14 protein-coding genes are annotated in these 14,849 nt (G+C 61.2%); 7 read left to right on the plus strand and 7 right to left on the minus strand.

The window, feature by feature from the left end:
• Window positions 1–112: 112 nt before the first annotated feature.
• Window positions 113–1,042: an AraC family transcriptional regulator gene (locus K7431_RS17760; RefSeq protein WP_015885653.1), complete on the minus strand. Its 930-nt coding sequence runs from the start codon at window positions 1,040–1,042 to the stop codon at window positions 113–115.
• Window positions 1,043–1,370: 328 nt separating this feature from the next.
• Between K7431_RS17760 and K7431_RS17765 the strand changes: the two genes are divergently transcribed.
• Entirely contained in the window at window positions 1,371–1,712 is a 342-nt protein-coding gene (locus tag K7431_RS17765) for an antibiotic biosynthesis monooxygenase family protein (protein WP_015885652.1), read from the plus strand.
• Between the two features lie 44 nt (window positions 1,713–1,756).
• Window positions 1,757–2,002 carry a hypothetical protein gene (locus K7431_RS17770; protein ID WP_043205829.1) on the plus strand — a complete coding sequence of 82 codons (246 nt, stop codon included), beginning with the start codon at window positions 1,757–1,759 and terminating at the stop codon, window positions 2,000–2,002.
• Between the two features lie 114 nt (window positions 2,003–2,116).
• Here the strand turns inward: K7431_RS17770 and K7431_RS17775 are convergent, their stop codons facing one another.
• Window positions 2,117–2,749, minus strand: a complete 633-nt coding sequence (locus K7431_RS17775) for a flavin reductase family protein (protein ID WP_015885650.1) — start codon at window positions 2,747–2,749, stop codon at window positions 2,117–2,119.
• Window positions 2,750–2,925: 176 nt separating this feature from the next.
• Here K7431_RS17775 and K7431_RS17780 point away from each other — a divergent pair, with 176 nt between their 5' ends.
• Window positions 2,926–3,681: a COG4705 family protein gene (locus tag K7431_RS17780; RefSeq protein WP_015885649.1), complete on the plus strand. Its 756-nt coding sequence runs from the start codon at window positions 2,926–2,928 to the stop codon at window positions 3,679–3,681.
• A 61-nt stretch (window positions 3,682–3,742) separates the two neighbouring features.
• Here K7431_RS17780 and K7431_RS17785 read toward each other — a convergent pair whose 3' ends face one another.
• From K7431_RS17785 to K7431_RS17800, 4 genes are all read right to left on the minus strand, one after another.
• Window positions 3,743–5,062, minus strand: a complete 1,320-nt coding sequence (locus tag K7431_RS17785; RefSeq protein ID WP_015885648.1) for an MFS transporter — start codon at window positions 5,060–5,062, stop codon at window positions 3,743–3,745.
• 286 nt (window positions 5,063–5,348) lie between these two features.
• Window positions 5,349–6,674 carry a sigma-54-dependent transcriptional regulator gene (locus K7431_RS17790; RefSeq protein WP_015885647.1) on the minus strand — a complete coding sequence of 442 codons (1,326 nt, stop codon included), beginning with the start codon at window positions 6,672–6,674 and terminating at the stop codon, window positions 5,349–5,351.
• Window positions 6,668–8,434: a sensor histidine kinase gene (locus tag K7431_RS17795; RefSeq protein ID WP_015885646.1), complete on the minus strand. Its 1,767-nt coding sequence runs from the start codon at window positions 8,432–8,434 to the stop codon at window positions 6,668–6,670. Before K7431_RS17795 ends, K7431_RS17790 begins: the two co-directional genes overlap by 7 nt.
• Before the next feature lie 268 nt (window positions 8,435–8,702).
• The gene (locus K7431_RS17800) at window positions 8,703–10,226 is read right to left on the minus strand and encodes a fumarate hydratase (protein ID WP_015885645.1); all 1,524 of its coding nucleotides are present in this window, start codon (window positions 10,224–10,226) and stop codon (window positions 8,703–8,705) included.
• A 216-nt stretch (window positions 10,227–10,442) separates the two neighbouring features.
• On the opposite strand from K7431_RS17800, the gene K7431_RS17805 reads away from it, so the two are divergent.
• Window positions 10,443–11,375, plus strand: coding sequence for an iron-sulfur-binding ferredoxin reductase (locus K7431_RS17805; protein ID WP_015885644.1), 933 nt, complete (start codon window positions 10,443–10,445; stop codon window positions 11,373–11,375).
• Window positions 11,376–11,405: 30 nt separating this feature from the next.
• Window positions 11,406–12,155, plus strand: a complete 750-nt coding sequence (locus K7431_RS17810) for an enoyl-CoA hydratase-related protein (RefSeq protein ID WP_015885643.1) — start codon at window positions 11,406–11,408, stop codon at window positions 12,153–12,155.
• A 102-nt stretch (window positions 12,156–12,257) separates the two neighbouring features.
• On the opposite strand, the gene pyk is transcribed toward K7431_RS17810, so the two are convergent.
• Window positions 12,258–13,709 (minus strand): pyruvate kinase, encoded by a 1,452-nt coding sequence (pyk, locus tag K7431_RS17815; RefSeq protein WP_015885642.1) that lies wholly within the window; start codon window positions 13,707–13,709, stop codon window positions 12,258–12,260.
• A gap of 173 nt (window positions 13,710–13,882) precedes the next feature.
• Here pyk and K7431_RS17820 point away from each other — a divergent pair, with 173 nt between their 5' ends.
• Window positions 13,883–14,257: a hypothetical protein gene (locus K7431_RS17820; protein WP_015885641.1), complete on the plus strand. Its 375-nt coding sequence runs from the start codon at window positions 13,883–13,885 to the stop codon at window positions 14,255–14,257.
• 225 nt (window positions 14,258–14,482) lie between these two features.
• Window positions 14,483–14,842 (plus strand): PilZ domain-containing protein, encoded by a 360-nt coding sequence (locus K7431_RS17825; protein WP_015885640.1) that lies wholly within the window; start codon window positions 14,483–14,485, stop codon window positions 14,840–14,842.
• Window positions 14,843–14,849: the final 7 nt, after the last annotated feature.

Consider the following 14,849-nt stretch of genomic DNA (forward strand, 5'->3'; position numbering starts at 1 on the left):
CAACGTGTGGGAGGGGGCTTGCCCCCGATGACAGTATGTCAGTCAGCTTAGTCTGTAGCTGACCCACCGCAATCGAGGGCAAGCCCCCTCCCACATTTTGATCTTCATTGGGTCAGATGCTCTGGCGCAACCGCGCCAGGTCACGCAACGGCGGCGCCCCAAACAATCGGCTGTATTCCCGGCTGAACTGCGACGGGCTTTCATACCCCACGCGATACCCCGCCGCCGACGCTTCCAACCCTTCGGCAATCATCAATCGCCGGGCCTCCTGCAAGCGCAGTTGCTTCTGATATTGCAGCGGACTCATGGCGGTGATTGCTTTGAAGCGGTGGTGCAAGGTCGAGACGCTCAGGTTCACTTCCTTGGCCAGGTCATCGATACGCAGCGGTTGTTCGTAGTTGCCATTCAACCACTTGATCGCCTGACTGACGCGATGGCTCTGACTGTTGGCCACGGCAATTTCATACAGCCGATAACCCTGCGGGCCCCGCAACAGGCGATAGAGAATTTCCCGGTTGATCAATGGCGCGAGCATCGCGATATCTTTGGGCGTATCGAGCAGGCGCGCCAGGCGCAGCACGGCGTCGAGCAATTGGGTGTCGATACGGTCCACGTACATGCCACGGGAGGTTGGACGCGTCGGCACGCCCATCGGGCCGGCTTCGGCAATCAAGGCGGTGAGCTGGGCCGGGTCGATATTGATGCGTACCGACAGGTTCGGGTCTTGCGGGGTGGCATCAATGATTCGCCCGGCCACCGGCATGGCCACCGAAAAGACTAAATAGTTGAGCGGGTCGTAGGCGAAGATTTCGTCAGCCAGGCGCACTTCCTTGCTGCCGCTGGCCAGAATGCACAGGGCCGGCTCGACCAGCACCGGCATGAAGTCGCGCGGCGTGTTGTGGCGGTTCAGGTACAGCGTCGTGATGGCCGTGCCGTAGGAGCCTTCTTCCCAGGTATGCCGGTGCACGATACTGGCCAGCTCGGCGCGCTGTTTTTCCATCTCGGCATCGAGGGGGATGGATTTGGATTCGGGCGACGGCATGGGGCGTCCTCTACAGGCTGCGGTGATGGGGGCAAGCTTAGCGGCGACGGTTCAAACAGTGTTACGTCGATTCTGCACAATCCTTGCCTGATCCTGCGCCATATCGTGAATCAGGCAAGCAGCGGGCCTGTCATCTCCCTGAAACACGGCGTTTGCCCGTGGAATAAAGCCCTGGGCCGAACGTCCTCTCTACGCTTCTCGCAGGATTGTGCAATAAGCCGGCAGGAATCGACTAACCGCGTGCTCACCCGCGCCGTTATCTTTGATCCTGTGGCAACACACCCTCACAGTGCTTGCCGAGCATCACTTCTCAACGGGAGAGTCGAACATGTCCACCCCCATTCCCGCGAGCCATATGGCCTTTATCCGCGCCCGCACCGGGTGCAGCACCGAACTCGGTGCACGCTTGAGCAGTTTGATCGAACCGGGCCGCCAGGCTCAGGGTTGCCTGCAATTCTCGTTGCAGCATTCCCAGGTCGACCCTGATGTCTGGTTGATCTCCGGTTTCTGGAGCAGCGAGCAGGCGATGAGCGCCTACTTCGACTCTCCGGCCCTGATGATCTTTACCGAGCTTTTGAACGACAGGGTCGTGCGCAGCATGGACTTCCAGACCTTCACCGATGCATCCGCCGCGAATGCCTACGGCGAGTACCTGCAACTCGCCGGCTGATCAGGTTTAGAATGGCCGACTTTCCATTGGCCAGGACCTGCAACATGGCACGTAAACAATTTGCCCACCACGAAGCCGTATCCGCCGTAGTACCGGGTGAAGGTGGCTACAGCGCCGCCGTCGCCGTCAAGGCGCTGGATGGCATGGGCGCACCGAAGTTTCACAAGATCCTTGATGGACAGACGTTCAAGACCGCTTCCGACGCCGACGATGCAGCGACGGTGCAATTGGAGCGATTGGTCGATGTGGACGAAGACGGTCAACTGACCTGGGCAGCCGCCGCAAACTAAACCACACGTGGGAGGGGGCTTGCTCCCGATAGCGGTGTATCAGCTAAAGGTTTGCTGATTGACCCCCTGCTATCGGGAGCAAGCCCCCTCCCACAGTGTTGACGGCATTTTCAGTCAGGGTTTGGTGGCGCCTGGCCGGTACATCTTGAACAGCGCCTCCGGCCCCAACTGGAAGTAATCCGCCGGGCCACCACCGCGCAAAATCGGCTCGGCGGCGGCGGTGTCGTAGACCCCATCCTTGAGCAGCCACTTGGCGATGTGCACCGCGACCACCTCGCCCAGCACCAGCCAACTCGGCACCAACGCTTTGTCCGCACGTTGCAACTGGATGATCTGCGTCACCTTGCACTCGAACGACACCGGGCTCTCGCCCACCCGTGGCACGCCAACAATCTTCGACGCCACCGGCGTCAGGCCGGACAACTCGAACTCGTTGACCTCGGGGGAAACGGCGGCGCAACTCTGGTTCATCTGCTCGGCCAGCGGGCGGGTCGCCAGGTTCCACACAAACTCGCCGGTCTGTTCGATGTTGTTCAGGCTGTCTTTGCGCCCGACACTGGAAAACCCGATGATCGGCGGAATGTAGTTGAACGCATTGAAGAAGCTGTAGGGCGCCAGGTTCAGGCGGCCTTCACTGTCGTGTGACGAAATCCAGCCGATCGGCCGTGGCCCGACGATGGCATTGAACGGGTCATGGGGCAGGCCGTGGCCGTTGGCGGGTTCGTAGAAGTGGATATCGTCGGACATGGCCGGGTTCCTGCTGTTGGCTTCGTTGAGGTGGCCATACTGCAACCCAAGGCGGCTAATTTCCATCGGCGATATGGAATTTTCATTCCTCGCCCACCTATTTTTCACAGTTCCCCGTTCAGTCTGCGCCCAAGGTCGACACCCCCATAAGACTGAACCTTGGAGCCTTCTACCGCATGAACAAACTTCCTCAGATCACCCTCGCGTTCTGGGTCATGAAAATCTGCGCAACCACCCTGGGCGAAACCGCCGGGGATTTGCTGTCGATGACGCTGAATGTCGGTTATGCCATCAGCTCAATGATCCTGATCAGCGTGTTCCTGGTCACCTTGGTGACGCAACTCTGGTCCAAAACCTACAACCCCGTGCTCTACTGGATCGTGATTCTGTCCACCAGCACCGCCGGCACTACGATGTCGGACTTCATGGACCGCACCCTCGGCCTGGGCTACGCCACGGGCTCGATGATCCTGATCGTGATCCTGATGATCATCTTTGCCGTGTGGCACCTCAGTGGTGACTCGCTGAACGTGAACAAGGTGCAGACCTTCCGGGGTGAGTTGTTCTACTGGATGGCGATCCTGTTCTCCAACACCTTGGGCACGGCCTTGGGCGATTTCCTCGCGGACGATTCGGGGCTCGGTTTTGGCGGTGGCGCCTTGTTGATCGGCTCGACCATCGCCGCGGTGGTGGCGCTCAAGTACTTCACCCGGATCTCGTCGGTGCTGTTGTTCTGGGTGGCGTTTGTGTTGACGCGGCCATTCGGCGCAACACTGGGGGACTTTCTCACCAAGCCCCATGAAAAGGGCGGATTGGACTTTGGCACGGTGGGGTCGTCGGCGGTGTTGGCGGGTGTGTTGCTGGTGATGATTGTGGCTGCATCGTATGCGCAGCGGCGGTATGGGCAGCGTGAGGTTGCGGAACTGTCCTGATCTCACAAAAAAGGGCTGTGTCATCTGCTGACACAGCCCTTTTTGCAGGACTGGCGAAGCGTTAGTCAGTGGTGATACGTGAATGCTTGCGCGTGTCCTTCATGGTCACGTAGACCACCAGCGACACCGCGATGCATGCGGTCACATACCAGTAGTAGCCGGTCTCCATGCCGATGCTCTTGAACCACAGCGCGATGTATTCAGCGGTACCGCCGAAGATCGACACCGTCAGCGCATACGGCAGGCCCACGCCCAGGGCGCGGATTTCGGTCGGGAACAGTTCGGCTTTCACCACGGCGTTGATCGAGGTGTAGCCGCTGACGATGATCAGCGCAGCCATGATCAGGAAGAACGCGCCCCACCAGGACTGGATGGTGTGCAGGGTGGTGAGGATCGGCACGGTGAACAGCGTGCCGAGGATACCGAAGGCGATCAGGATCGGCCGACGGCCTACCTTGTCCGACAGCCCACCGACGATCGGTTGCAGGCACATGAACAGGAACAGCGTCGCCGCCGAGATGGTGGTGGAGTCGGAAATGCTCATGCCGACGGTGTTCACCAGGTATTTCTGCATGTAGGTGGTGTAGGTGTAGAACGCCAGCGTACCGCCCATGGTCAGGCCGACCACGGTCAGCAGTTCCTTGGGGTGGCGCATCAAGGTGCGCATGGCGCTTTCCTTGGCTTTTTCCTTTTTGGTGAACGACTCGGTTTCTTCCATGCCGCGACGCAGGTACAGCGCGACCACCGCACACAGGGCGCCAATGGCAAACGGGATACGCCAGCCCCAGGCATACAGTTGCTCGGTGGTCAGCACTTGTTGCAGCACGATCAGTACCGCCAGGGCGATGAGCTGGCCGGAGATCAGGGTCACGTACTGGAAGCTGGAGTAGAAACCGCGACGTTCCTTGGTCGCCATCTCGCTGAGGTAAGTGGCGGAGGTGCCGTATTCGCCGCCGACCGACAGGCCCTGCAGCAAACGGGCAAATACCAGCAGGATGGGCGCACCGATACCGATGATTTCATAGCCAGGGCTCAGGGCAATCAGCAGCGAGCCGAAGCACATCAGGTAGACCGAGGCCATCAAGGCCTTTTTACGTCCGACTTTGTCGGCATACAGGCCCATCAGCCAGCCACCGATCGGGCGCATCAGGAAGCCCACGGCGAAGATCGCGGCGGTGTTGAGCAGTTGGGCGGTGGTGTCGCCTTTCGGGAAGAAGGCTTTGGCGAAGTACAGCGAGAAAGCGGCGTAGACGTACCAGTCGTACCACTCGACCATGTTGCCGACCGATCCGCTGAAAATCGATTTGATCCGGCTGGACGTGGTGCGCTCTTTCGCCGGCGCAGCCGCCGACCCCAGAGGCAGGGAGTTGGAGTTATCCATTGAAGGATCCTTCATCTAGTTGTTTTTATGGAGCGTGCTTGAGCACTGCCTGGCTGGGGCTATAGCAGGAGCTGTGCCAGGTGGGTGAAGGCCCGGAATAGAAGGGTTACAAGATTTTATTGAGCGGAAAGTTGCTGATGATTTTCAGGTGATGAGCGGAAATCCGCTTATGGCTGCTGTCCTCATCGGGGGCAAGCCCCCTCCCACACTTGAGCGTGTTCACAAATCAAAATGTGGGAGGGGGCTTGCCCCCGATAGCAGCCTGCCAGTCAACACAACGATGGGCCTAGAGAAACATCTCCCGCACCAACCCATGCCGCTGCATTTTTTCATTCAAGGTTCTGCGCGGCAGTTGCAACTCCGCCAGCACCGCCTTGATATCGCCTTTATGCCGGGTCAACGCGGCCTTCAAGCAATGAGCCTCGAACGCCTCCTGCTGCGCCGCCAGGGATTGCCCGGCCTCGACGCCTTCCGGTTCCGGGTCGCCAAGCCCCAGCACCTGGCGCTCGGCGACGTTAGCCAGCTCACGCACATTGCCCGGCCAGTCGTGACTGAGCAGGCGTCCCAGTTGCGCGCCACTCAGCGGTTCGACGGTGCGGCCCAGGCGATCGGCGGCACTGTGGGTGAAGTGGTCGAACAGCAACGGGATATCCTCGCGGCGCTCACGCAAAGGCGGCAGGCGCAATTGCGCGACGTTCAAGCGATAGGCCAAGTCTTCGCGAAAGCGCCCGGCGCGGGCCTCTTCCAGCAGGTCCGGCTTGGTGGCGGCGATGATGCGCAGGTCCACGTGAATACTGTGGTTGGAGCCCAGCCGCTCCAGCTTCTGCTCCTGCAGCACGCGCAGCAGTTTCACCTGTTGGGCCAGCGGCATGCTTTCGATTTCATCGAGGAACAGCGTGCCACCGTGGGCGTACTCCAGCTTGCCGATGCGCTTGCCCTGTGCGCCGGTGAACGCGCCGCTTTCGTGACCGAACAGTTCGGCCTCGAACAATTGCTCGGGAATCGCGGCGCAATTGAGTGCCACAAACGGCTTTTTCGCGCGCGGGCCAAAATCATGCAGGCAGCGGGCGACCAGCTCCTTGCCGCTGCCGGTCTCGCCACGGATCAGCACGTTAACCGGCAGGCTCGCCAGGTCCAGCACCTGGCGGCGCAAGGTTTGCAAACCCCGGGACACGCCCAGCAGCGTCGATTCCAACTGCGCCCGATGATCGGCCTGTTGATGCAGGCGTCGGTTTTCGAGAATCAAGCCACGCTTGTCCAAGGCACGGCGCAGGCTGTTGAGCAAGGCATCGGGGCTGAAGGGTTTTTCCAGGAAGTCGTAGGCACCGTCGCGCATGGCCTCAACGGCCATCGGCACATCGCCGTGGCCGGTGAGCAGGATGACCGGCAAATCCGCGTCGCGGCGCTGCACCTCGGCCAACAGTTCCAGGCCGCTGAGGCCGGGCATGCGCACGTCGCTCAGGATCACCCCGGGGAAGTCCTTGGGCAGTCGCGCCAGGCATTCGTCGGCGCGGCTGAACAATTGCACCTCAAACCCCGACAGGCTCAACCATTGCTCGACGGCTGTGCGAATACTGGCTTCGTCATCGACCACAATCACCGCGTTCAGCATGGTTCGGGCGTCTCCAGCGCGATAGGCAAGGTCAGGGTGAATACCGCGCCATCGCCCCGGTTGCCGACGCTCAGGCGTCCGCCCAGTTCGTGCACGATAGCGTAGGACACCGCCAACCCCAAGCCGAGCCCGTCCCCCACGGGCTTGGTGGTGAAGAAAGGGTCGAACACACTGTTCAGGTGGTCGTCGGCAATCCCGCCGCCGGAGTCGCTGACGGTCAGCTGCCACAGCTGTTGATCGGCATGCAGGCGGATTTCCAGGCGTTTGCGCGGCTTGTCGGCCATGGCGTCCAAGGCGTTGCGCAGCAGGTTGATCAGCACCTGCTCCAGGCGAATCGCATCGCCGCGGACCCAGGCGGGGCGGGTCAGGTCCAGCACTACGCCGATGGCTTCATCGCGCAGGCGTGCATCCAGAAGATGCAGGGACTGGTCCACCACCGTGGCCAAGTCCAGGCGTTCACGCAGGCCACTCGGGCTTTTGCGCGCGAAGGTCTTGAGGTGACCGGTGAGCGCGGCCATGCGCGTGAGCATGTCGTCCAGCGGGGTGAGCGCCTTGTAGGCGTCGTCGACGCGGCCGTGATCGAGCAGTAGGCGCAACGTGGCCAACTGCATGCGCTGTGCCGTCAGTGGCTGATTGATTTCGTGGGCGAGGGCGGCGGACATCTGCCCCAGCGCTGCCAACTTGGCCGATTGCACCAGGCCATCTTGGGCGGTACGCAGCGCCTGGGTGCGTTCTTCCACCAGTTGTTCAAGCTCCTCGCGACTGCGCTGGCGCAAACGGGCCAGGCGCCAGCGTTGGGTCAGGAACAGCACCAGGAACACCAGCGCCAGCCAGGAACCGGCGGCGGCCAGCCCGGCGTTGCGTTGATCCTCAAAGGCGAACTGGGGCTTGCGCAGCAGGTGCAGGGTCCAGCCTTCGGCTTTCAGCGGCAAGGACTCCCAGATGTAGTTGGCGCTGCCCTCCGGGCCGTTGACGCGCATCAAATGGCTGTTTTCGCCAAAGCGCTGCAGTGACTGGGCATCCAGCGGCAGCAGTTGTTTTTTGTCGTATTGGCGGGTGGCCTTGAGTTCGGCAAGGTCGCTGGCCGACAGTGGCCGCAGGTTGCGATAACGCCAGCCGGGTTGATTGGCGATAAACACGATGCCACGCGCATCACTGACCAGCAGTAAGTCATTGCCTTGGGCCCACTCGCGCTCAAGCTCGGGGAACTCCAGCTTGACCACCATGGCGCCGAGGAACTGCTCGTGTTCATCCAGCACCGCGCTGGAGAGGAAGTAACCGGGGATCCCGGTGGTTACGCCCACCGCATAAAAGCGCCCGGTGCCCTGGCTCAACGTCTGGCTGAAGTACGGTCGGAACGCGTAGTTATGCCCCACGTAACTGCTCGGCAGGTTCCAGTTGCTGGCGGCCACGGCCAGGCCGGTGCGGTCCATCAACTCCAGCGTGGAAGACTGCGCAGCCCCGTTGATGCGTTCGAGCTTGCGGTTGAGCAGGTCCTGGGTGGAGGGATCCAGCGGGCCCTTCAAGGCGTTGATCATCTCCGAGTCCAGCGCCAGCACGGCGGGCAGGGCGCGGTAGCGTTCGATCAGGGTGTGCAGCGAGTTGGCATACAACGCAAGCTGCTGATTGGCGCGGGCGGCATCGTCCACCAGGGCTTGGCGTTCGGCATGGCGCGTGGCCAAGGCGGCAGCCAGCACGGCACCGGCGATGATCAGCAGGGAGTAGAACGTCAGGCGCAGGGGGCGAGGGATCACGATCATACGGTGATGGGCAGGCGCAGAAAGGGGAGTGCACCATAGCATGCACGACGTTAACGTTGTGGCGAGCGGGGTTGTGTAGTGAGCGGGCTTGCCCCGCGCTGGGTGGCGAAGCCGCCCTAAAACCTGACACCGCGTTCTGTTTGGCAAAATGATGGGGCGGCTTCGCCACGCAGCGCGGGGCAAGCCCGCTCACTACAGAGAAACCAGCAGGCAATAAAAAGGCGACTAGGCCCAAGGCCGCAGTCGCCTATCCTTGCAGGGGAAATGCTTACTGCACTTCTACCGCCAGGCTGTCACTGATCTTTTTCTGCCAGATGGCAGGACCGGTGATGTGGACGGATTCGCCCTTGCTGTCCACCGCCACGGTGACCGGCATGTCTTTCACATCGAACTCGTAGATCGCTTCCATGCCCAGTTCGGCGAAGGCGACAACGCGCGACTTCTTGATGGCTTGCGCCACCAGGTAAGCGGCACCACCGACGGCCATCAGGTACACGGCCTTGTGGTCCTTGATCGCTTCGATGGCGGTCGGACCGCGCTCGGATTTGCCGATCATGCCCAACAGGCCGGTCTGCTCGAGGATCTGACGGGTGAACTTGTCCATCCGCGTCGCGGTGGTCGGGCCCGCGGGGCCAACCACTTCTTCGCGCACCGGATCAACCGGGCCGACGTAGTAGATGAAGCGGCCCTTGAGGTCCACCGGCAGGCTTTCGCCCTTGTTCAGCATCTCGACCATGCGCTTGTGCGCGGCGTCGCGACCGGTGAGCATCTTGCCGTTGAGCAACACGGTTTCGCCCGGCTTCCAGCTCTGCACTTCTTCCGGGGTGAGGGTGTCGAGGTTGACGCGGCGGGCCGAAGGGCCGGCTTCCCAGACGATTTCCGGGTAGGCGTCCAGCGGTGGCGCTTCCAGCGACGCCGGGCCCGAGCCGTCGAGCACAAAGTGCGCGTGACGGGTGGCGGCGCAGTTGGGGATCATGCACACCGGCAGGGAGGCGGCGTGGGTCGGGTAGTCCATGATCTTCACGTCGAGCACGGTGGTCAGGCCACCCAGGCCCTGGGCGCCGATACCCAGTTGGTTGACCTTCTCGAACAGCTCCAGGCGCATCTCTTCGATACGGTTCTGCGGGCCGCGCTTTTTCAGCTCGTGGATGTCGATGGACTCCATCAACACTTCCTTGGCCATCACCGCGGCTTTCTCGGCGGTGCCGCCGATGCCTATGCCGAGCATGCCCGGTGGGCACCAGCCGGCGCCCATGGTCGGAACGGTCTTGAGCACCCAGTCAACGATCGAGTCGGACGGGTTGAGCATGGCCATTTTCGACTTGTTTTCGGAACCGCCGCCCTTGGCCGCCACGTCCACTTCCACGGTGTTACCCGGGACGATGGAGTAGTGGATGACCGCTGGGGTGTTGTCCTTGGTGTTCTTCCTGCTACCGGCCGGGTCGGCCAGGATGGAGGCACGCAGGACGTTTTCCGGCAGGTTGTAGGCGCGACGCACGCCTTCGTTGATCATGTCGTCCAGGCCCATGGTGGCGCCATCCCAACGCACGTCCATGCCCACGCGCACGAACACGGTAACGATACCGGTGTCCTGGCAGATCGGGCGATGACCGGTGGCGCACATGCGCGAGTTGATCAGGATCTGGGCGATGGAATCACGCGCCGCTGGCGATTCTTCGCGCAGGTAGGCTTCGTGCATGGCCTGGATGAAATCAACGGGGTGGTAGTAGGAAATGAATTGCAGGGCGTCGGCAACGCTCTGAATCAGGTCGTCTTGCTTGATCACGGTCATGAGTCGCGCTCCTCTATAAGGGAACATTCAATAAAGGTGAGCCCAGTGTTGCATCGGTCGGCTGAGCTCACCTTTCCAAGGCACGCCAAAGTGGTGCAGGCGCGACGCTAAAAAGGCGCGGCAGTATAACCCGGCGCGGTGGCCGATACACCCGACTATGGTCAAACTGTCGCAGGCATGATTCCCTGTGCGCACCCTTTGTGATTGAGTCCTTATATGCCTGAACTGTACGTCGGCGAACGCCATTGGTCGGTAACGGCCGGCAGTAATCTGCTGGATGCCTTGAACCAGGCGGGTGTGGCCGTGCCTTACAGTTGCCGCGCCGGCAGTTGCCATGCGTGCCTGGTGCGGTGCCAGGGCGAGGTCGAAGATAAGCAGCCCGAGGCCTTGAGCGCGGCGCAACGCCAGGAGGGTTGGCGCTTGGCGTGCCAGTGCCAGGTCCGTGGGGATCTGCGTGTCGAAACGTTTGACCCGCTGCGTGACGGTTTGCCGGCCGAGGTGGTGGGCATCGAGTGGTTGAATTCGACGGTATTGCGCCTGCGCCTGCAACCGGAGCGCAGTCTGCGCTACCGGGCCGGGCAGCACCTGGTGCTGTGGGCGGGGTCGGTGGCGCGCCCGTATTCCCTGGCGAGCTTGCCCCAGGAGGATGCCTTTCTGGAGTTTCATATCGATTGCCGTCAGCCGGGCGAATTCAGCGATGCGGCGCGGGCGCTGTCGGTGGGGGACCGATTGCGTTTGGGCGAATTGCGCGGTGGCGCACTGCAATATGATCCTGACTGGCAATCCCGGCCGTTGTGGCTGCTGGCATCCGGTACCGGATTGGGGCCGTTGTGGGGCGTGTTGCGTGAAGCGCTGCGCCAGGATCATCAGGGGGCCATCCGTGTGATTCACCTGGCCCATGATGCGGATGGCCATTACCTGGCCGAACCCTTGGCGGCGCTGGCCGCGCAGTACCCCAACCTGACGGTGGAGCTATGGACGGCGGCCGAGTCGGCCCAGGCATTGGCGCAACTGCGGCTTGTTTCGCGGCAAACTCTGGCCTTACTCTGCGGGCACCCTGTCAGCGTGGAAGCGTTTTCCAAGCGTTTGTTCCTGGCGGGACTGCCGCGCAATCAACTGCTGGCCGATGTGTTCCTGCCCCGTGGTTGAGCGCTGAACTCTACAGTCGCGAGATTGACCATGACTGACGCCATCCAACAGCGGCGCGAACGTGGGCTGCTGACCCTGCAGCTCAATCGCCCCGACAAAAAGAACGCCCTGACCCGCGCCATGTACACACAACTGGCCGAGGCGTTGGAGCAGGCCGATGCGGACGGGGAGATTCGCTGCGTACTGATCCAGGGCAGCAGTGAGTGCTTCACTGCCGGCAACGACATTGGCGATTTTCTCGACCATCCGCCCAGCGATCTTGATACCCCGCCGTTCCACTTCATGAAGAGCCTGCTCAACTGTCGAAAACCAGTGATTGCTGCGGTGGCGGGTGTGGCGGTGGGCATCGGCACGACCCTGTTGCTGCATTGCGACCTGGTGTATGTCAGCCGCGATGCGCGGTTGCGCATGCCGTTCGTCAATTTGGGACTGTGTCCCGAATTTGGCTCGAGTTTGATCCTGCCGCGCTTGTTGGGGCATGCCAAGGCGGCTGAGTTGCTATTGCTGGGTGAGGGGTTCACCGGTGAACAGGCGGCTGCCTGGGGCATTGCCACCGAGGCGTTGGGCAGTGGTGAGGCGGCGCTGGCCAAGGCACGGGAAGTGGCCGAGCGTTTTGAAACCCTGGCGCCGGGGGCGGTGCAGGTGACCAAGCAGTTGATGAAGAGCGTGGACCGCGAACAGTTGCGGCAGGTGATCGAGGAGGAGGGGGCGTTGTTTACCCAGCGGTTGAGGTCGCCTGAGGCGATTGCGGCGTTGTCGGGGTTTATCAGCAGTCGCTGAAGGTACGTCGGTGAGGCCCTGACAGCCAGCAGGTCACTCTGGTCTGAAATGCAAAAAGCCCCGCCATTCACAGGGCGGGGCTTTTGTTTTTCAGCGTGTCACTCAGACCATTGGGTCGCCAACGTGCAGAATCTTCATGCCGTTGGTACCGCCGATGGTGTGGTAGCTGTCGCCCTTGGTCAGGATGACCCAGTCGCCTTTCTCTACAACACCACGCTTGATCAGCTCATCAATGGCAGCCTGGCTGACTTCGTGCGGCGGCAACGAGGCCGGGTCGAACGGGACGGTGTACACGCCACGGAACATGGCCGCGCGGGCCTGGGTTTCGCGGTGCGGGGAGAACGCGTAGATCGGCACCGACGAACGGATGCGCGACATGATCAATGGCGTGTAGCCACTTTCGGTCAACGCAATGATCGCCTTCACACCTGGGAAGTGGTTGGCGGTGTACATGGCCGCCAGGGCGATACTCTGGTCGCAGCTTTCGAACTCTTTGCCGATACGGTGGCTGGAGGTCTTGCTGGTCGGGTGCTTTTCAGCGCCGATGCAGATACGCGCCATGGCTTGTACGGCTTCCAGCGGATACGGGCCGGCGGCACTTTCAGCCGAGAGCATCACGGCGTCGGTGTAGTCGAGCACGGCGTTGGCCACGTCGGACACTTCGGCACGGGTCGGCATCGGGTTCTGGATCATCGACTCCATCATCTGGGTCGCCACGATCACCGCTTTGTTGTGGCGGCGTGCGTGCAGGATGATCTTCTTCTGGATACCGATCAGCTCGGCATCACCGATTTCCACGCCGAGGTCGCCACGGGCAACCATCACCGCGTCGGAAGCCTTGATCAGGCCGTCGAGGGTTTCGTCGTCGGCCACGGCTTCGGCGCGTTCGATCTTCGCGACCAGCCAGGCGGTGCCGCCGGCTTCGTCGCGCAGTTTACGGGCGTATTCCATGTCGGCTGCGTCGCGCGGGAAGGACACGGCGAGGTAGTCCACTTCCATTTCGGCGGCGAGCTTGATGTCAGCCTTGTCTTTTTCCGTCAATGCCGGGGCCGTCAGGCCGCCGCCACGGCGGTTGATGCCTTTGTGGTCGGACAGTGGGCCGCCGATGGTCACGGTGCAGATCAGCTCGGTGCCGGTGGCGGTGTCGACGCGCATGACCACGCGGCCATCGTCCAGCAGCAACTCGTCACCGACGCCGCAGTCCTTGACCAGGTCCGGGTAGTCGATACCCACGACGTGCTGGTTGCCCTCGGTCAGCGGGTGGCTGGTGGAAAAGGTGAAGGTGTCACCGATTTTCAGCTCGATCCGCTTGTTGGCGAATTTGGCGATACGGATCTTCGGGCCTTGCAGGTCACCCAGCAGGGCCACGAAGCGGCCGTGCTTGGCAGCCAGTTCACGCACCAGCTTGGCGCGAGCCTTGTGCTCGTCCGGGGTGCCGTGGGAGAAGTTCAGACGGGCAACGTCCAAACCAGCCAGAATCAGCTGTTCGAGGACTTCCGGCGAGTTGCTGGCCGGGCCAAGGGTGGCGACGATTTTGGTACGACGGACGGACATGCACAGACTCCTGAGTTCAAGCGCTGAGGAAGGCTACTATGCTCTTTCGTTGTAGTCATTGTTCGTTTGCACTACTTATCGATGATTGACTTGTTTTCGCTGCGGTGGAATACGAACATCCTTGAAGATTTTCGACGAGGGGTCGATACACTGCACAAGACAGGAGAACCCTCATGCGAATTTTGCTCATTGCTGCCCTGGCCGTCAGTGTTGTCGGCTGCACCCGTTGGTCGATGGACCACCATTTGAACAACGCCTACCGCGCCTACAAGGTCGGTGATTGTGAGCGTGTCACCCTGGAATTGTCCCAGGTCGACCGCGAAAGTCGCACCCGACGTTATGTGCAGCCAGAGGTTTCGATGTTGCGCGGGCAATGCCTGGAGCGGCAAAAGCTGTTCGTCGATGCGGTGCAGACCTACCAATTCATCATCAATCAGTACCCCTCGAGTGAGTACGCCTATCGTGCGCGTGCGCGGCTCGACACCCTGCAACAACTGGGGCATTACCCTGGCGCAAGCGTCGCTCGGCCGCGTCCAGCTTCGTTATGATGATATTCGTCATTTCATAACTGGCCCGTTGCCAGTCTTGGGCTATCCTTTAGATGTTCGTTTGTACAAGTTTCAAGCGCAAACGGATGTGGGGCCCGGACTCGGCGGCTGTTTAGCGGCAAAATATTGCCTGTTATCACACCGAGATCCAGGGAGAGCGGGCTTTTAGCCTGTTCCGAATCACTGGCACGGCCGCAGTCATGGCCATTGGATGGCGATCTCACCATGTTTACCGACCGACGGATCGAGCGGCATCAGCTACCTTATTTTCTGCAAGTGTTTAACCGCCTCACCGATAAGCCCATCGGTTTTCTAGGCAATGTCTCGGAAGACGGACTGATGTTAATCAGCCAATTGCCCATGATGGTCGACGTGGATTTCGAGCTGCGCTTGAAAATTCCCGGTGCTGACGGCACCTTCCATCCGATTGATCTCACGGCGACCTGTTTGTGGAGCCACGAAGATATCAACCCGCAGCATTATGATTCCGGGTTCAGCGTGCTCAAGGCCTCCGAGGAATATGGGCAGTTGATCAGCGTCTTATTGCACTATTTCAGTTTTGATCCCTTACAGGCGTCGGCCTGAATCACAG

Source organism: Pseudomonas fluorescens group sp. (assembly GCF_020093335.1).
GTDB lineage: Bacteria > Pseudomonadota > Gammaproteobacteria > Pseudomonadales > Pseudomonadaceae > Aquipseudomonas > Aquipseudomonas petroselini.